Source organism: Muricoccus nepalensis (genome assembly GCF_006438825.1).
Classification (GTDB): domain Bacteria; phylum Pseudomonadota; class Alphaproteobacteria; order Acetobacterales; family Acetobacteraceae; genus Roseomonas; species Roseomonas nepalensis.
Map to the genome: position 1 here is coordinate 75,981 of NZ_RCZP01000027.1, position 16,619 is coordinate 92,599.

Here is a 16,619-nt window from a genome sequence, read left to right on the forward strand (position 1 = left end):
CGCATGCCGAGCCCCGAGGCCAGGATCGGCGCCATCCTCCGCGCCGATCCCCGGCGCTGGCACCTCTTGGACGTGGCGCGCGCCCTGGGACCGCCGGACGGCTGGATCGGGGCGGGCTTCGTCCGCAACGCCGTCTGGGACCACCGGCACCACCGCGCCCCCTTGCCGCCCACCGGCGACGTGGACGTCGTCTGGCACGACCCCTTCCGCGCCGATCCCGCCGAGGACCGGCGGCACGAGGCGGCCTTGCGCGCCGCCGAGCCCTCGGTCCGATGGTCCGTGAAGAACCAGGCGCGGATGCACGCCCGCAACGGCGACGCGCCCTACGCCTCGGTGCCGGACGCCATGCGCCACTGGCCCGAGACCGCGACCGCCGTCGCCGCCCGCCGGAGCGGCCCGGACGGCTGCGACATCGCCGCCCCCTTCGGCGTCGACGACCTGCTGAACCTCGTCCTGCGGCCAACCCCGGCCTTCCTCGGGGCGAAGCGGGCCGTCTACGAGGAGAGGCAGCGATCCAAGCAGTGGACCGCGCTGTGGCCGCTGCTGCGCGAGGCCTGAGCACCGGTGACTCCGGGAGGCGCTGCCTCCCGGAGTCACCGCCGGGGTGGCAACGGCCACCCCGAACCCCGCGATGAGTCTTGAGGCACGCCTGAGGTCCATGACCTCAGGCGACTGGCAAGTCAGCCCGCGTGGCCTGAAAAACATCCAAGCGCGCTGCCACCGGCCGATGCAGCACCGACCGATCGCGGGGTCCGGGGAGCCCGCCGGCTCCCCGGCGGAGGGTCTGGGAGGCAGAGCCTCCCAGGAGCCACACGCGCCGCTTCAACCGGACGGCAGCCCCCGCGCCGTCGCCGCCGCCTGCCCCAGGTCCTCCACGAAGCGGTCGTACTCCCGCGCCTTGCTCGCGGGGTCCGGCAGCCGCAGCAGGTAGGAGGGGTGGACGGTCGGGTAGAAGGGCCGCCCCTCGGGGTCGCGCAGCAGCGACCCCCGCAGCTTCGTCACGGGCATGGCGCGGCCGGAGACGGCGCGCAGCGCGGTGGCGCCGAGCGTGACGATCAGCCGCGGCTGCACGAAGCCGATCTCGCGCAGCAGGAAGGGCCGGTAGAAGGTGATGTCGCCGGCGTCGGGCGACTGGTGCAGGCGGCGCTTGCCGGTGGGCGTGAACTTGAAGTGCTTCACGGCATTGGTGACGTAGGCCTCGTCGCGCGCGACGCCCGCCTCCTCCAGCGCCTTGTTCCAGAGGCGCCCGGCCGGGCCGACGAAGGGCTGGCCCTTCAGGTCCTCCTCGTCGCCGGGCTGCTCGCCGATGAACATCAGCAGCGGGTGCTGCGGGCCCTCGCCCATCACGGGCTGGGTGGCGTTGGCCACCCAGGGCGGCAGGTCGTTCCGCGCCAACAGGTCGCGGCGGAGCGCGGCCTGGGCCTCGGGGAAGGGGAGCGTTTCGGAGAGCAGATCGGCGGGCATGACGCTCTCAACGCCGGCGGCGGCGGCGGGCTGCGCGTCCCGGGCGAGGGCGGGCACGTGCACCGCGCGCTGGCGGCGCCCGGCCGGGGCCGTCGCGCCGCGCGCCACCATCTCCGCCACGCGCTTCGGCGCCTCGGCCATCAGGCGGGGGATGTCCTGCGCCTCCGGCAGGTTGCGCCAGTACTTCTTCGGCATCTCCGCCCGCATGGCATCGGGCTTGAGGCGGGCGGGGTTGAAGATGGAGGCGAAGTAGGCGCGCCAGAGCCCCTCCGCCGCGTCCTCCGAGGGGGCGTCCGCGCGGCGGGCGCCGGGGCCGAAGGCGACCTCCGTCCCGTCCCAGTGGGCGGAGATCTCCGGCGTCAGGATGGACCAGCGCAGCATGGCGAAGCGGCGCGCGAAGAAGCCGGCCTCGGCGCGCAGGATGTGGTGCTCGGGCTCGAACCAGGCGACGAAGCGGCTGTCCGGCGCGGGGGAGGGGACGGGCGGCGCCCCCGGGGCGGCCTCGAGCGCCGCCGTCCCGGCCCCGGGGCCCTCCTCCAGCCGGCCGAGGTCCCGCAGCGCGAGGGCCACCGCGCGGGCGTTGCGCGGGGGCGCCGGATCCGCGGGAACCGCGACGGGCGGCGGGGGCGGCAGGGGCGCGGCCGGCGCCCCGTCCTCCACCCGCACCTCCCGGAAGCGGACGAAGGCGTGCATCTTGTGCGCGTCGCGCCGCACCGCGCGCGCCATGGCGTTGGCGCGGGCCACCATCGGGTCGGCGGCGTCCTCCAGCAGCCCGCGCTCGCGCTGCAGGCGGTGCAGCAGCCCGTGCAGCAGGGCGAAGCGCGCGGGGTCGCGGTGGCGGGCCACCAGCCGCGCCAGCTCCGGGAAGTCGCGGGGCACGCGGGGCGGCGGGGCGTCCGGCGGCGGCGCGGGCGGGGCGGCGCCGCCGAAGAGGGGGACGGGGTCGCCCTCCACCAGCCACTCCACCGCCTCGGGCGCGACGCCGGCCATGACGAGCGCGCGCGAGGCCTCGCGCCATCCCTCGAAGTCGTCAGGGGCGGCGAGCGGCACGCTAAACATGGGCGAAGAGGGGAAGCTGCACCGGGCGGGCGACGAGCCCGGCGGGGAGGATCGAGGCCCGCTCCGCCAGCCCGTCGCGCGGGACGACGAGGGCGCGCAGGTCCGCCCGGTCCAGCAGCCCGCCGCGCGGGTGGTGGTCGAGCGCGGTGACGAAGGGCGCGACCTTGCGCAGGCTGACGCGAAGCCGCGCGAGGTCCGCCATCCGGAAGGAGCGCACGCGGCGCGCCGCGACGATCCGGTCCACCGTCTTGGCGCCGAGGCCGGGCACGCGGAGCAGCATCTCGCGGTCCGCCCGGTTGACGTCCACGGGGAAGACCGCGCGGTGCTTCAGCGCCCAGGCGAGCTTCGGGTCCACCTCCAGGTCCAGCATCCCGCCCTCGCCGCCCGCGATCACCTCGCCCGCCGTGAAGCCGTAGAAGCGCAGCAGCCAGTCCGCCTGGTACAGCCGGTGCTCCCGCACCAGCGGCGGCGCGGCGGGCGGCAGGGCCGCGGCGGCGTCGGGGATGGGGGAATAGGCGGAGAAGTAGACGCGCTTGAGCCGGTAGGAGCCGTAGAGGTTCGCGCTGACGTCGAGGATGGTCGCGTCCGTCGAGGCGTCGGCGCCCACGATCATCTGGGTGGACTGCCCGGCCGGCGCGAAGCGCGGGGCCGGGGCGCGGCGCCCGCCGGCCATCGCCACCCGCGTCACGGCGGACTCGGCCCGCGCCGCCTTCGCCTCGTCGATCCGCGTGCGCAGCCCCGCCATGGCGAGGCGGATGCCGCCCGCGTCCTTCTCCGGGGCCAGCGCCTTCAGGCTGCCGGGATCGGGCAGCTCCACGTTGATCGAGAGCCGGTCGGCGTAGAGCCCCGCCTCGGCCAGCAGCGCGGGGTCGGCGTCGGGGATGGTCTTGAGGTGGATGTAGCCCTTGAAGCCGTGCGTGGTGCGAAGCTCCCGCGCGACGCGGACGAGCTGCTCCATCGTGTAGTCCGGCGAGCGGATGATGCCGGAGGAGAGGAAGAGCCCCTCGATGTAGTTGCGCCGGTAGAAGTCGAGCGTCAGCTCCACGATCTCGCGCACGGAGAAGCGCGCGCGGCGCACGTTGGAGGAGGCGCGGTTGATGCAGTAGGCGCAGTCGAACACGCAGGCGTTCGTCAGCAGCACCTTGAGCAGCGAGATGCAGCGCCCGTCCGGCGCATAGGCGTGGCAGATGCCCATGCCCTCGGTGCTGCCGAGCCCGCCGTCGCGGCTGTCCCGCTTCTCGGTGCCGGAGGAGGCGCAGGAGGCGTCGTACTTCGCGGCGTCGGCGAGGATCTCGAGCTTCTCGCGCAGCTCCATCGGGGGCCCTTCCGGCTGGTCGATGGATATGGGGTCGAAACGCGGGGCCGGCAAGCACAAAGAGGGAACGATCCGCCCCGCGGCGCCGGTGGCGCGCGGCCCGGCGGCGGCAGGGGCGCGGGCTTCGCGGGGCGCTCACGCTTGGGAAAGGAGCGCCGTGGGTTTATGTGCCGCCGCGCAACACCTGCCGAGCCGAGGTCCATGAGCGATTCGCCCAGCCCAACCGCCCAGCTCCACTTCATCTGGGGCGGCGTCTTCACCGACGCGACCTTCACCGCGCTCGAGCCCGGGACGGAGGAGGCCTACGGCCCCTACCACGACGCCCGCACGGCCGACCGCATCTGGAACGAGAAGGCGCGGCGCAACATCGACATCGCGAACCACCGGCTCTTCGTGATCACCGTGCCCCGGCCCGGCGGCAAGGCGGCCTGAGGGGCGGTCCGCCCTTCGCATCGCGGCCCAACCCGCCGATAGTCCCGCCGAACCGGGAGGACACGGGAATGGGCCAGCATCTCACGCGCCGCGGCATGGCCGCCGCCACCCTCGCCGCGGCCGTGGCCGCCGCGGGCGGCGCCCGCGCCCAGGGGGCGCCCGCCTGGCCGCAGCGCCCCGTCCGCGTCGTCCTGCCCTACCCGCCCGGCGGCGGCACCGACGTCCTCGCCCGCGCGCTGGTCGAGGTCATGCGGCCCCACCTGGCGCAGCCGATCATCGTGGAGAACCGGCCGGGCGCGCAGGGCCTCATCGGCTCCGAGGCCGTCTCGCGCGCCGAGCCGGACGGATCGACCCTCGCGGTGGTGACCTCCACCCACAACCTCAACAAGTACCAGTTGCCGACGATCCCCTACGACCCCGTGCGGGACTTCACGCCGCTGGCCATCCTCTCGCGCCAGGTGCTCGTCCTCGTCGCGGGGCGCGGCCAACCCTTCGCCGACGTGGCGGGCCTGGTCGCCCGCGCCCGTGCCAACCCGGGCGCGATCGGCTTCGGCGCGACCGAGGCGCTGACGGCCTTCGCCGGGCACGAGTTCAACCGCCGCGCCGGCGTGCAGACCGAGGAGGTGCAGTACCGCGGCGGCGGGCTGCTGATGAACGACATCGTCGCCGGCCACCTGCCCATCGGCTGGACGAGCACCGCCAGCGCCCTGCCGCACCTCGCGACCGGCCAGGTGCGGGTGCTTGCCGTCAGCACCGCGGCGCGCACCGGACTGATGCCGGAGGTGCCGACCGTGCAGGAGGCGGGGGTGCCGGGCTACGAGGTCTCGGGCTGGGTCGCGGCCCTCGCGCCGCCGCGCATGGCGCCGGCCCTGGTGCGGGAGATCCACGCGGCCTTCGCGCGCGCCTACGCCGAGCCGTCGCTGGCCGAGCGCTTCCGCACGCTCGGCCTCGAGCCCGGGCTGATGAGCCCGGAGGAGACCGCGGCCTTCCTGCGCGCCGACGACGCCCGCTGGGCGGCCGCCGCGGCCGCGGGGCAGATCGTCAAGCAGCAGTAGGGGGCGAATTCTTGATACCTGAGCAGTTACAACTTGAAGCGACTGACTCTCGATAAGAACTAAACCAAATGGCGTGGCAACTTATAACGGATGGGTAGTCTATCAATCGAAGCATGGAAATCCTGCGGGCTAGACAAAAACATCAATCCAGGATCTTCGGCAAATCAATTTTTTGATATACGAAACATTCATTCCTGTCTTTATGAATTATCTCAAGAACGCGCGTTATATTTCCCTTGCCCGCGATTAACTGGAAATTACTTTGCTGGTGGATAGCTTCGAAAACTTCAACATCATACCTTATCGCATCGTTAATGACATCTTCGATTGTTGCGCAAAAATTATTTTCGCGTTCAGGCAGAAGGAATTCAGGCATCAATTCAGAAATTTCTAAGACAAGGGGTCGGCCATGACCTTCGAGCATCGGCAGGGTATTTCTATACCTTGCAATTAGATTTTCGGCTTGCTGATTGTTGACGGCACGGATATTCTGAAGAATATTAACGCCAATATTTATATATTCGCCGCCGTATTGTGCATTCGACCAAGCATATTCAGCTGCTGTTCGCTTGCAGGGACTTACATAAAGTTTTCCGTGCCGCCAGTGATCCTTCTGCTGCAAAACATCTTCTTCAAACCACTCAAGTCGAAGGCCTATATGCTTTATGGTGTTCGCTGCCTCCTCAACAAATGCCTTCGCTGCCGCTTCATAAGGCCAGTTGCAAGACGGAACGCCATCTGTGAATAGATCCAAGAAATAACTAGATGTCCCATGATAAAAGGAGAATGGGATCGATTTTGCCATTATTTTTTATATTCTAGTTGTCTTTGGATGAGCAGCGCCCCCCCGGCCTCAGGGCGCCAGCCGCGCCAGCCGCCCCTCCCGCGCGGCGGCGACGGCCGCTTCGGCATCGGCGGGCAGCAGCATCCGCTCGGCCACCAGGCGCTGCGTCGCCGCGCGCACCGCGGCCTCGTAGGCGCCGGGGGAGGGGTAGAGCTCCTCCAGCGAGGGGCGCGGGTCCGCGGCGGCCCGGCCCTCGGCGCGGGTCGCGGGCAGGGGCAGCACGCCGCCGACCTGGGTGCAGAGCTCCTGTGGCCCCTCCGCCCCCTTCTGCGCGTTCCAGCCGACATAGGTGGCGCGCGGCGCCTCCAGCAGCGGCAGGCGCAGCCCCGCGACCGCGTTCCCGTCCAGCCCGGCGCGCGGGAGGAAGAGCGGGTACTCGCCCCGCACGCGCGGCAGGGGCGCGGCCTGCTCGACCAGCTCCGCCCGCGCGTACTGGCCGCGGTAGGGCAGGCCGGGGATGGCGGGGTAGACCTGCGCGGCCGGCACCAGCGTGCCCTGGCCGCGCATGGGGTAGCGGCTGGCCGGCGGCGCGCGCTCCTCGCGGACCCAGTCCTCCATGGCCACGATCAGCGCGCGCAGCGCGGGGCCGCCGTTCACGGGGTTCAGCGGCAGGGCGCAGGCCGCGCTGGGGCGCGCCACCGCGTCGAAGGGGTTGCCGTGGGGCGCGCCGGAGAGGAGGAACAACCGCACGTCGTCGGGCATGTCGAGGTGGTTGCCGCGCGTGTCCGTCACCAGCAGGCTCGCCTGCGAGCCCCAGAACTCGAACTCCGAGTCCATCTGGATGACCTTCGGGCAGGTGTTGCTCAGCCGGCAGCGCAGCAGGATGCCGTCCCGCTTCCCGCTCAGGTGGTCCTCCGTCACGGGGTAGGTGAAGGGAAAGGCGAGCACCGGGAAGAGCCGGTCGTATTGCGGCCCGGGGTTGCGGCCGGGCTGGGCGAAGCGGGCGTTCGTGAAGCTCCGCCGCGCGCCGGGGATGATGGGCATCGCCCCCTCGAAGACGATCCGCCCCGCCTCGTCCTCGTTCATCCCGAAGTAGAGGAGGTCGCGCAGCGCCCGCCCGGACTGGGAGATGCCGAGGCCGATCGCGCGGTCGATCCCCGAGCGCCCGTCCCGCGCCAGCGGGTTGGCGGGCCCGCCCTCCCGCCGCAGGAAGGCGGTCACGTCCCGGATCGCGGCCAGGCCCATGCCGGAGACCTTCGGGTCGCGCGCCGTGTAGGTGATCTCGTAGAGCGCGCCGGGCGCGGCGCCCGCGGGGCGGTCGATCTCCACCGTCGCGTCGTCGATGAAGCGCAGCGCCAGCCCCTCCGGCGTCGCGCGGTCGAGGTCCGTTCGGTCGCGCACCGTGAGGCGGGCGGAGGCGCGGTCGGCGGCGGGGTAGGAGAGGGTGACCCGCTTCGGCGTCGCCGCGTCCTCGAAGGAGAACTCCTCGCGCGAGGGGCCGGTCACGCCGGGCACGGTCGGCACCTGCAGCCGCGGCAGGTTCGGGCCGGTGGGGGAATCGATCTGCCAGGCCGCCCAGACGAGGGTGTGGCCCTGCTCCAGCAGGAAGCCGTTGCCCGCGTCCTCGGGCCGCTCCAGCCGGATGGAGCCCGCGCCGTCGCCGTCCTGCGCCCAGCCCGGCAGGAGCTTGCGGCCGCGGTTCAGCACCTCGAAGAGCAGCGTGCCGCCCGGCCGCGCGGGGCGGAGGATGACGACGTCCGTCACCGCCTCCACCCGCCCCTCGGCGTTGCGGGGCGCGAGGCCGATGTCGGCGATGACGGCGTTGCGGGGGTCGTTGGGGTCGAGGGCGATGGTGGCCCGCGCCGTGATCTTCTCGGCCGCGCCGCGGGTTCCGAACTCCCGCCCGCCCAGCGCCGGCGCCTCGCGGGAGAGGACCTCGAAGCGCGTCACCTCGGCCCGGGCGGGGGCGGCGGGCAGGGCGAGGCTTGCCAGCGTCGCGAGGCTGGCGGCGAGGCAGGCGCCGCGCCCTCCGCGGATCGGGGCGTTCAGGGCCATGGGGCGGTTCTTCCCGTTCGGACGTTCTCGCGGGGATGATGCGGGAAGGCGGGGGCGGTGGAAAGGCGCCCTCAGCCGGGTTCCGCGAGCAGCCTCTCGATCTCCGCCGAGAGCTTCTCCGGCGCCGTCGCCGGCGCGTAGCGGCCCGCCACCCGCCCGTCGCGCCCGACGAGGAACTTCGTGAAGTTCCACTTGATCGCCTCGGTGCCGAGCGCGCCCGGGGCCGCGTGCTTGAGGTGCCGGAACAGCGGGTCGGCCGCGGCCCCGTTCACCGCCACCTTGGCGAAGACCGGGAAGGTCACGTCGTACTTGGTGGTGCAGAAGGTCGCGATCTCCGCCGCGTTCCCCGGCTCCTGCCGCCCGAACTGGTTGCAGGGGAAGGCGAGCACGGTGAAGCCCCGCGGGCCGAAGCGCCGCTGCAGCGCCTCCAACCCCTGATATTGCGGCGTGAAGCCGCACTGGCTGGCCGTGTTCACGATCAGCAGCACCCGGCCGCGGTACTCGGCCAGCGGCGCCGCGCCCCCGTCCGGGCGGGGGGCCGAGAGGGTGAAGAGGTCTTCGCTCAATGCGCTGGCTCCAGCCGCAGCACTCGGCCGCGGTCCTCGTCTGTCAGGATGTAGAGCAGCCCGTCCGGCCCGGGCAGCACCTGGCGGAAGCGCGTGCGGCCCCGGAGGAGCCGCTCCTCCGCCACGACGCGGTCGCCCTCCATCGTCAGCCGCACCAGGCCGGGCGGGTTCAGCGCCGCGAGGAAGAGGTTGCCCCGCCAGGCCGGGAAGGCGTCGCCGTCGTAGAAGTTCGCGCCGGAGGGGTTGATGGAGGGCGTCCAGTGCCGCAGCGGCTCCTCGATCCCGGGCGCGCTCGCCCGCCCCGTGCCGATGGGGCTGCCGTCGTAGTCCGTGCCGTAGGATACGATGGGCCAGCCGTAGTTGGCGCCCGCCCGCAGGAGGTTCACCTCGTCGCCCCCCTTGGCCCCGAACTCCACCTCGACCACGGAGCCGGTGGCGGGATTCACCGCCAGCCCCTGCGGGTTGCGGTGGCCGAGGGTGAAGATCTCGGGCCGGGCGCCGGGGCGGCCGAGGAAGGGGTTGCCCTCCGCCGGGCGCCCGTCGCGCTCCAGCCGCAGCACCTTGCCGCCGAGGTCCGAGAGGTCCTGCGCCCGCGCCTTGTTGGCGTAGCGCTCGCCGGTGGAGAGAAGCAGCTTCCCGTCCCGCCCGAAGGCGAGGCGGCAGCCGTAGTGGTTGCGGCCGGAGGACTGGGCGGGCGTCGCGTCGAGCAGCGTGCGCGTCCCCTCCAGCCGCGTCGCGTCCGCGGAAAGGGTCGCGGTGGCGAGGCGGGTCAGCGCGCCGCCCGGCGCCGCGCCGGCGAGGCAGAAGTAGACCTGGCGCGTCGCCGCGAAGTCCGGCGCCAGCGCCACGTCCAGCAGCCCGCCCTGGCCGGCCGCCACCACCTCGGGCACGCCGGGAAGGGGGGCGGAGACCGCGCCGTCGCGGCCGATAAGGCGCAGGCGCCCGGGCCGCTCCGTTACCAGCAGCCGCCCGTCCGGCAGGAAGGCCGCGCCCCAGGCATGGTCGAGCCCGCCCGCGAAGGGGACGACCCGGAAGGCGCCGGCCTCACCCCGCACGATCTCGGGGGTGCCCTGGGCGGCCACGGGATCGGCGGCGCAGGCGGCCAGCCCCAGGCCTAGACCGAGCACCGCCAGGCAGGCCAGGAGGCGCGCCGCCCCCGGCCCGCCCATGGCCGCGCTCAGGCCTTGGCGCCGATCGCCTGGTCCACCCACTCGCGGAGCTGGCCGCGCGGCAGGGCGCCGACCTTCATGTCCACGGGCTTGCCGTCCTTGAAGAGGATCATCGTGGGGATGCCGCGCACCGCGTACTCGTTCGGCGTCATCGGGTTCTCGTCGATGTTCACCTTCGCGACGGTCAGCTTGCCCGCGTAGTCGCGGCCGATCTCGTCGAGGAGGGGGCCGACCATGCGGCAGGGGCCGCACCACTCCGCCCAGAAGTCCACGAGCACGGGGCCCTCGGCCTGGAGCACGTCGGTCTTGAAGCTGTCGTCGCTGACAGCCTTGGTGTTCTCGCTCATCTCGCTGCTTTCCCGGAGGGGGCCCGCTGGGGGATCACCCTTGAAGGTCGGGGCGCGGGGGTCACGGGTCAAGAAGGGATGTCGAGAGGGCGCGGGGGCGGCCGACCCGGGGCGGAAAGCGGCGTTCACCCCCCATGGACCACGACCCCCCGCCCATGGTCGAGCTGATCGAATCCCGGCTCGAGCGCCTGGACCTCTCGCCGGAGGAGGCCTTCCGCCGGGCCGGCCTGCCGCCGGACCTCCTGCCGCGCCTGCGCGACGGCACCGCGCCCGTGCCCCGCGGCGCGCGCCTCGTCCGGCTGGCCGAGGTGCTCGGCACCTCCGTCTCCTGGCTCGTCGGCCTCGACCCGGACGTGGCGCCGCCGGCGGAGGTGCTGGAGGAGGAGCAGGGCAGCCTCGGCCTCCTGGCCGGGGACGAGGAGGCGCTGCTCCGCGCCTACCGCTCCCTCGACTTCCCCACCAAGGCCGCCCTGCTGACGGTGGTGCGCCGCATGGCCGGGCCGGAACCGGTGCCCGAGGTGCCGGCCAAGGCGAAGCGCCGGAAGGGCTGATCCGGGCGGGGTGAAGGGGCGCCGCCGCGCGACGTTCCGGGGCCCGGCATGCCGCGCGCGCGGGGTCGGTAACATTGCCGCCGGCAGGGCCGTGCCCACATCCCGTCTGTCATGATCACATTCCTCACGATCCTCGTCGTCCTCGGGATGCTCGGCACCCTGGGCACCCTCTTCTACGGCATGGTCGGCATGGCCCGAGGAAGCAGCGACGGGCACAAAGCCAACGCGCTGATGCGCTGGCGCGTGACGCTGCAGGGCGTGACCCTCGCGCTCTTCGCGCTGCTTCTCTTCCTCATGCGGGGCTGACCCCCGGGGCGGCGGAACGGCGCCCCGCTTGTCCGGGTGGGGGGCGGGCCGTATAGACAGCGCCGATTTCGTTCATGCGAAGCGCGGTTGCGGCCCTCCGGGGCCGCCTCCGGCAGGGATTGCCGGTGGATCGCGGCTTCGTGTGCGTGCCCAACAGGGGTCTTGCCCCATCCGGGGTCTGCAAAGTCCCCCAAACGTGCCGGCTGAACCCGGCGCCTGCCAGAGGATCGCCCCCGCATGAAGCTCCTCGTCCCCATCAAGCGCGTGGTGGACTACAACGTGAAGGTCCGGGTGAAGCCCGACGGCACGGGCGTCGAGACCGCCAACGTGAAGATGTCGATGAACCCCTTCGACGAGATCGCCGTCGAGGAGGCCGTTCGCCTGAAGGAGAAGGGCGTCGCCACCGAGATCGTCGCCGTCTCCATCGGCGTGCCCCAGGCGCAGGAGCAGATCCGCACGGCGCTCGCCATGGGCGCCGACCGCGGCATCCTGGTGGAGACCGCGGAGGCGGTGGAGCCGATCGCGGTCGCCAAGATCCTGAAGGCGATCGTCGACAAGGAGGGCCCGCAGATGGTCATCCTCGGCAAGCAGGCGATCGACGACGACATGAACGCGACCGGCCAGATGCTGGCGGCGCTGCTGGGCTGGGGCCAGGGCACCTTCGCGAACAAGGTCGAGGTCGCCGACGGCAGCGCGAGCGTGACGCGCGAGGTGGACGGCGGCCAGGAGACGGTGAAGCTTACGCTTCCCGCCATCGTGACGACCGACCTCCGCCTCAACGAGCCGCGCTACGCGAGCCTTCCGAACATCATGAAGGCCCGCAAGAAGCCGATCGAGACGATCAAGCCGGGTGACCTCGGCGTGGACACCGCGCCGCGGCTGAAGGTCATCAAGGTCGAGGAGCCGCCCAAGCGCCAGGCCGGCGTGAAGGTGGCCTCCGCCGAAGAACTCGTCTCCAAGCTCCGCAACGAAGCGAAGGTGATCCCATGAGCGTCCTCGTCCTCGCCGACCACGACAACGCCGCGATCAACCAGCCGACGCGGTCCGCCATCGCCGCCGCCGGGCAGCTCGGCGAGGTGCATCTGCTGATCATCGGGCCCGAGGCCGTGGCGCAGGCGGGCGCGAAGATCGCGGGCGTCGCCAAGGTCGTGCACTCCCCGGCCGAGCACATCATGGCCGAACCCGCGGCCGCCCTCCTCGCGGGATTGGCGGAGGGCTACACGCACCTCCTCGCCCCCGGCTCCGCCCTCGGCAAGAACATCATGCCGCGCGTGGCGGCCCTGCTCGACGTGCAGCCGATCAGCGACGTCTCCGGCATCGTCGATGCCGACACCTTCGTGCGGCCGATCTACGCCGGCAACGCGCTGGCCACCGTGCAGTCCTCGGACCCGAAGAAGGTGCTGACGGTGCGCGCCGCCTCCTTCGACCCCGCGGCGCCCGAGGGCGGCAGCGCGGCGGTCGAGCCCGCGCAGGCCGCGACCGACCCCGGCGTCTCCAGCTTCGTCAGCGCGGAGCTCGTGAAGAGCGAGAGGCCGGAGCTGACCGCGGCGCGCATCGTCGTCTCCGGCGGGCGCGCCATGGGCTCGGCCGAGAACTTCCACATCCTCGACGGGATCGCGGACAAGCTCGGCGCCGCCGTCGGCGCCTCGCGCGCCGCTGTGGACGCCGGCTACGCGCCGAACGACCAGCAGGTTGGGCAGACCGGCAAGATTGTGGCGCCGGAGCTCTACATCGCCTTCGGCATCTCGGGCGCCATCCAGCACCTCGCGGGCATGAAGGACAGCAAGGTCATCGTCGCCGTGAACAAGGACGAGGAGGCGCCGATCTTCCAGGTGGCCGACTACGGCCTCGTGGGCGACGTCTTCAAGCTCATCCCGGAGATCGAGGCGGAGCTGTCGAAGTGAGCGAGGCGGCGGGGACGATCCAATCCGTCGGCGTCATCGGCGCCGGGCAGATGGGCAACGGCATCGCGCATGTCGCGGCGCAGTCCGGCCTCGCCGCCGTCATGATCGACGTGAACCCGGAGGCGCTGGACAAGGCTCGCGCCACCATCGCGAAGAACATGGAGCGCCAGGTCTCCAAGGGCACGCTCGACGCCGCGGCGCGCGACGCGGCGCTGGGGAGGATCACGACCGGCACCGACATGGCGATGCTCGGCGCCTGCGACATCGTCATCGAGGCCGCGACGGAGCGGGAGGAGGTCAAGAAGTCGATCTTCCGCTCGCTCTGCCCGCACCTGAAGGCCGACGCGATCCTCGCGACCAACACCTCCTCGATCCCCATCACGCGGCTCGCCGCGGTGACGGACCGGCCGGCGCGCTTCATCGGCATGCACTTCATGAACCCGGTGCCGGTGATGAAGCTCGTCGAGATCATCCGCGGCATCGCGACCGACGACGCGACCTACCAGGCGGTCGACGCGCTGGCGCGGCGCATGGGCAAGACCACCGCGACGAGCGAGGACTTCCCGGGCTTCATCGTCAACCGCGTCCTGATGCCGATGATCAACGAGGCCGTCTACACCCTGCACGAGGGCGTGGGCGACGTCGCCTCGATCGACACCGGCATGAAGCTCGGCACCAACCAGCCGATGGGCCCGCTGGAGCTCGCGGACTTCATTGGGCTCGATACCTGCCTCGCCATCATGCAGGTGCTGCACGAGGGCATGGGCGACAGCAAGTACCGCCCCTGCCCGCTGCTGGTGAAGCACGTCGAGGCCGGCTGGCTCGGCCGCAAGACGGGCCGCGGCTTCTACGACTACTCCGGCGAGAAGCCCCGGCCCACGCGTTAGCGGCGGCGGAACCAGATGGTGATCATCATCACGGCGACCATGATGATGACGCCGGTCCGGTTCTCGGCGATCCAGGCGAGCGCGGGGTCGAGCAGCACGGCATCCCTCCTGCGGCAGGGGGCCGCCGCGGGGCTTTAGGCCGGGCGGCGCCGCGCGGCAAACCGGGGGGCTGCCGGCGCGGGCCGGATCACCCGCCCCGCCGCGCCCTCTCCCGGTCCGCGCCCTCGCCGGACACCGCCCAGCCCTGCCGCACCGCCTGGGCGCGCACCGGCCGCCGCAGCGGGCGGGCGGGCGCCTCCAGGGCCGGGATCAGCCCCTGCACCGACTTCCGCGCCTCGATCACCGTGACGCCGCCGAACTGCGGCAGCAGGCGGCGCCCCGCCGCCTCCCACAGCTTCGCGCCGCGCAGCAGGGGCCGCAGGCCGAAGGGCGGGATGAACAGCGCCGCCTCCCGCCGCTCCACCTCGAACATCGATCGCTCCAGCAGCCGCGCGAGCTGCCCGGGGGAATAGGGCTGGCCGTGGCCGAAGGGCGTGCGCTCGAGATGCGCCCAGACCGAGCGGCGGTTGGCCACCACCGCCAGCAGCCGCCCCTCCGGCCGCAGCACGCGCCAGGCCTCGCGCAGCAGGCGCCGCCCGTTGCCCGCGGCCTCCAGCCCGTGGACCAGCAGCACGTTGTCGAAGGAGACGTCGGCGAAGGGGAGGCGGTCCTCCTCCGTCAGCGCCGCCGCGCAGGGGCCGTCCGGCGGCCAGGGCGCCATGCCGTGCCCGGCCGTGAGCGAGACCGGCGTCGCCGCCACCAGCCGCGCCGCGCCCCGCCGCCAGAGCCTGAGGTAGGGCCCGGCATGGCCGATCCCCAGCACCTCGTTCCCCGTCAGCTCCGGCCAGACCTGGCGGAGGCGGGCGCGCAGGATCCGGCGCGTGACGGCGCCCAGGGGGGCTTCGTAGAAGCGCTGCAATCCCCAGGCGGTGAAGTGGACCTCGGCGACCATGAGGGAGATATAGGGGCTTACGCCCCCAGGAGACAGCGCATGAGCGGAACAGCAGGCTGGACCATCAAGGCCGTGCCCAATCTGTCGGACAACTACGCCTGGCTGCTGCGGGACGAGGCGACGGGCCTGGTGGCGCTCTGCGACCCCGGCGAGGCCGCGCCGAACCTGGCGGCGCTCGCCGAGATGCCCGAGCCCGGCCGCCTGGACTGGATCCTGCTGACCCACCACCACGGCGACCACATCGACGGCGTGCCCGAGATGGTGCGCGCGACCGGCGCCAAGGTCCTCGGCGCCACCGCCGACGCGCACCGCCTGCCGACGCTCGACCGCGCCGTGAAGCCCGGCGACCGCGTGCCGCTCGGCAGCGGCGAGATCGAGGTGCTGGACAGCCCCGGCCACACCCTCGGCCACGTCGCCCTCTACATCGCCGCCGCCCACGCGGTGCTGGCCGGCGACACCCTCTTCTCCCTCGGCTGCGGCCGCCTGCTGGAGGGCAAGCCCGCCGACATGCACCGGGCGCTGCGCCTGCTGGACGCGCTGCCCGGCGACACGCTGGTGCTGTGCGGCCACGAGTACACCGAGAGCAACGCCCGCTTCGCGCTCACCGTCGAGCCCGACAACGCCGCGCTCCGCGACCGCGCCGAGGAGGTCCGGGCGCAGCGCAAGGCCGGGCTTCCCACGGTGCCGACGACGCTCGACCAGGAGCGGGCGACGAACCCCTTCCTCCGCGCCCGGACCGTGGAGGAGCTCGCCGCGCGGCGGGCGGGCAAGGACGTGTTCAAGGGCTAGCATGTTCTACGAACCCCGGAACGGCCACGGGCTCCCCTGGGATCCCTTCAAGGCCATCGTCGCCCCGCGCCCGATCGGCTGGATCTCCACGGTGGACGAGACGGGCCGGGTGAACCTCGCGCCCTACAGCTACTTCGCCATCGTCCACAACGCGCCGCCGATGATCGCCTTCGGCAGCGAGGGGCTGAAGCACTCCGCGGCCAACGCCAGCGCCACCCGCGAATTCGTCTTCAGCCTCGCGACGCGCGACCTGTTCGACGCGATGAACGCCTCCTCGGCCGACCAGGCGGAGGGGGTGAGCGAGTTCGAGGCGGCGGGCATCGAGGCCGCGCCGAGCCGCCTCGTCCGCCCGCCCCGCGTCGCGGCCAGCCCGGCCGCGCTGGAGTGCCGCGTGGTCCACGCCATGGAGCTGCCCGACCAGGACGGCCGCCCGAGCGGCGGCTTCCTCACCATCGGCCAGGTGGTGGGCGTGCACCTCGACGAGCGCTGCCTGCGCGAGGGCCGCTTCGACCTGGTGGCGGCCGGCACCATCGCCCGCTGCGGCTACCGCGACTACGCCGAGGTGACGTCGCTCTTCGAGGCGCTGCGCCCGACGGACGGGGGCGCCTTCCCGCCGGCGCGCTAGGCCCCTCGCCGCCGCCGCAGCCCTGGCCTAGCTGTTTGGTCCCGGGGTTTGGTGGTGCGGGTCATGGATGAACCTGGACGGTTCTTCTGTCCAGGCTTTGCAGATGGCTTCGTAGGGCGTGAGGCCGCGTAGAGTCTTCAGGCGACGGGCGAAGTTGTAGGCGGCGACGAACTGGTCGAGGTGCTGTCGGAGTTCGTCGTGCGTCTCGTAGTGGTAGCGCTTGACGGTTGCTTCCTTGATCGTGCGGTTCATCCGCTCGACCTGCCCGTTCGTCCAAGGATGCCGGGGCTTGGTCAGTCGGTGATCGATGTTGTTCTGGG

The 16,619-nt window shown here is 72.4% G+C and carries 19 protein-coding genes; 10 read left to right on the forward strand and 9 right to left on the reverse strand.

Annotated elements, in window-relative coordinates:
- The first annotated feature begins 3 nt into the window (after positions 1-3).
- Positions 4-558, forward strand: coding sequence for a nucleotidyltransferase family protein (locus EAH89_RS21065; protein ID WP_140885683.1), 555 nt, complete (start codon positions 4-6; stop codon positions 556-558).
- Between the two features lie 264 nt (positions 559-822).
- On the opposite strand, the gene EAH89_RS21070 is transcribed toward EAH89_RS21065, so the two are convergent.
- Together EAH89_RS21070 and EAH89_RS21075 are read right to left on the reverse strand one after the other, a co-directional pair.
- The gene (locus EAH89_RS21070) at positions 823-2,523 is read right to left on the reverse strand and encodes a UdgX family uracil-DNA binding protein (protein WP_241667131.1); all 1,701 of its coding nucleotides are present in this window, start codon (positions 2,521-2,523) and stop codon (positions 823-825) included.
- Entirely contained in the window at positions 2,516-3,838 is a 1,323-nt protein-coding gene (locus tag EAH89_RS21075) for a putative DNA modification/repair radical SAM protein (protein WP_140885684.1), read from the reverse strand. Before EAH89_RS21075 ends, EAH89_RS21070 begins: the two co-directional genes overlap by 8 nt.
- Before the next feature lie 201 nt (positions 3,839-4,039).
- On the opposite strand from EAH89_RS21075, the gene EAH89_RS21080 reads away from it, so the two are divergent.
- A complete protein-coding gene (locus EAH89_RS21080) occupies positions 4,040-4,270 on the forward strand; it encodes a DUF4170 domain-containing protein (protein WP_140885685.1) in 231 nt (76 codons plus the stop codon).
- 68 nt (positions 4,271-4,338) lie between these two features.
- Positions 4,339-5,325 (forward strand): Bug family tripartite tricarboxylate transporter substrate binding protein, encoded by a 987-nt coding sequence (locus EAH89_RS21085; protein ID WP_140885686.1) that lies wholly within the window; start codon positions 4,339-4,341, stop codon positions 5,323-5,325.
- A gap of 142 nt (positions 5,326-5,467) precedes the next feature.
- Here the strand turns inward: EAH89_RS21085 and EAH89_RS21090 are convergent, their stop codons facing one another.
- From EAH89_RS21090 to trxA, 5 genes are all read right to left on the reverse strand, one after another.
- Positions 5,468-6,130, reverse strand: a complete 663-nt coding sequence (locus EAH89_RS21090) for a hypothetical protein (protein WP_140885687.1) — start codon at positions 6,128-6,130, stop codon at positions 5,468-5,470.
- A 48-nt stretch (positions 6,131-6,178) separates the two neighbouring features.
- On the reverse strand, positions 6,179-8,164 hold the full coding sequence (locus EAH89_RS21095) for an alpha/beta hydrolase domain-containing protein (protein WP_206667625.1): 1,986 nt from the start codon (positions 8,162-8,164) through the stop codon (positions 6,179-6,181).
- 71 nt (positions 8,165-8,235) lie between these two features.
- Positions 8,236-8,730: a glutathione peroxidase gene (locus EAH89_RS21100; protein WP_140885688.1), complete on the reverse strand. Its 495-nt coding sequence runs from the start codon at positions 8,728-8,730 to the stop codon at positions 8,236-8,238.
- On the reverse strand, positions 8,727-9,899 hold the full coding sequence (locus EAH89_RS21105; protein ID WP_140885689.1) for a PQQ-dependent sugar dehydrogenase: 1,173 nt from the start codon (positions 9,897-9,899) through the stop codon (positions 8,727-8,729). Before EAH89_RS21105 ends, EAH89_RS21100 begins: the two co-directional genes overlap by 4 nt.
- 8 nt (positions 9,900-9,907) lie before the next feature.
- Positions 9,908-10,246 (reverse strand): thioredoxin TrxA, encoded by a 339-nt coding sequence (trxA, locus tag EAH89_RS21110; protein WP_140885690.1) that lies wholly within the window; start codon positions 10,244-10,246, stop codon positions 9,908-9,910.
- A 134-nt stretch (positions 10,247-10,380) separates the two neighbouring features.
- Here trxA and EAH89_RS21115 point away from each other — a divergent pair, with 134 nt between their 5' ends.
- The 5 genes from EAH89_RS21115 to EAH89_RS21135 all read left to right on the forward strand — a co-directional run bounded on the left by EAH89_RS21115 (position 10,381) and on the right by EAH89_RS21135 (position 13,894).
- Positions 10,381-10,797: a hypothetical protein gene (locus EAH89_RS21115; RefSeq protein ID WP_140885691.1), complete on the forward strand. Its 417-nt coding sequence runs from the start codon at positions 10,381-10,383 to the stop codon at positions 10,795-10,797.
- Between the two features lie 111 nt (positions 10,798-10,908).
- Positions 10,909-11,103 carry a twin transmembrane helix small protein gene (locus EAH89_RS21120; protein ID WP_140885692.1) on the forward strand — a complete coding sequence of 65 codons (195 nt, stop codon included), beginning with the start codon at positions 10,909-10,911 and terminating at the stop codon, positions 11,101-11,103.
- A 237-nt stretch (positions 11,104-11,340) separates the two neighbouring features.
- Positions 11,341-12,093: an electron transfer flavoprotein subunit beta/FixA family protein gene (locus EAH89_RS21125; protein WP_140885693.1), complete on the forward strand. Its 753-nt coding sequence runs from the start codon at positions 11,341-11,343 to the stop codon at positions 12,091-12,093.
- Entirely contained in the window at positions 12,090-13,007 is a 918-nt protein-coding gene (locus EAH89_RS21130) for an electron transfer flavoprotein subunit alpha/FixB family protein (protein ID WP_140885694.1), read from the forward strand. Before EAH89_RS21125 ends, EAH89_RS21130 begins: the two co-directional genes overlap by 4 nt.
- Complete coding sequence (locus EAH89_RS21135) at positions 13,004-13,894, forward strand: 3-hydroxybutyryl-CoA dehydrogenase (RefSeq protein WP_277753874.1); 891 nt, start codon at positions 13,004-13,006, stop codon at positions 13,892-13,894. Before EAH89_RS21130 ends, EAH89_RS21135 begins: the two co-directional genes overlap by 4 nt.
- Before the next feature lie 187 nt (positions 13,895-14,081).
- Here the strand turns inward: EAH89_RS21135 and EAH89_RS21140 are convergent, their stop codons facing one another.
- Positions 14,082-14,885 carry a methyltransferase domain-containing protein gene (locus EAH89_RS21140; protein WP_140885695.1) on the reverse strand — a complete coding sequence of 268 codons (804 nt, stop codon included), beginning with the start codon at positions 14,883-14,885 and terminating at the stop codon, positions 14,082-14,084.
- A 39-nt stretch (positions 14,886-14,924) separates the two neighbouring features.
- Here EAH89_RS21140 and gloB point away from each other — a divergent pair, with 39 nt between their 5' ends.
- Positions 14,925-15,674: a hydroxyacylglutathione hydrolase gene (gene gloB / locus EAH89_RS21145; RefSeq protein WP_140885696.1), complete on the forward strand. Its 750-nt coding sequence runs from the start codon at positions 14,925-14,927 to the stop codon at positions 15,672-15,674.
- Between the two features lies 1 nt (position 15,675).
- Positions 15,676-16,299 (forward strand): flavin reductase family protein, encoded by a 624-nt coding sequence (locus EAH89_RS21150; RefSeq protein WP_140885697.1) that lies wholly within the window; start codon positions 15,676-15,678, stop codon positions 16,297-16,299.
- A 27-nt stretch (positions 16,300-16,326) separates the two neighbouring features.
- On the opposite strand, the gene EAH89_RS21155 is transcribed toward EAH89_RS21150, so the two are convergent.
- On the reverse strand, positions 16,327-16,619 hold a 293-nt coding region (locus EAH89_RS21155), incomplete at its 5' end, for an integrase core domain-containing protein (protein ID WP_140882405.1).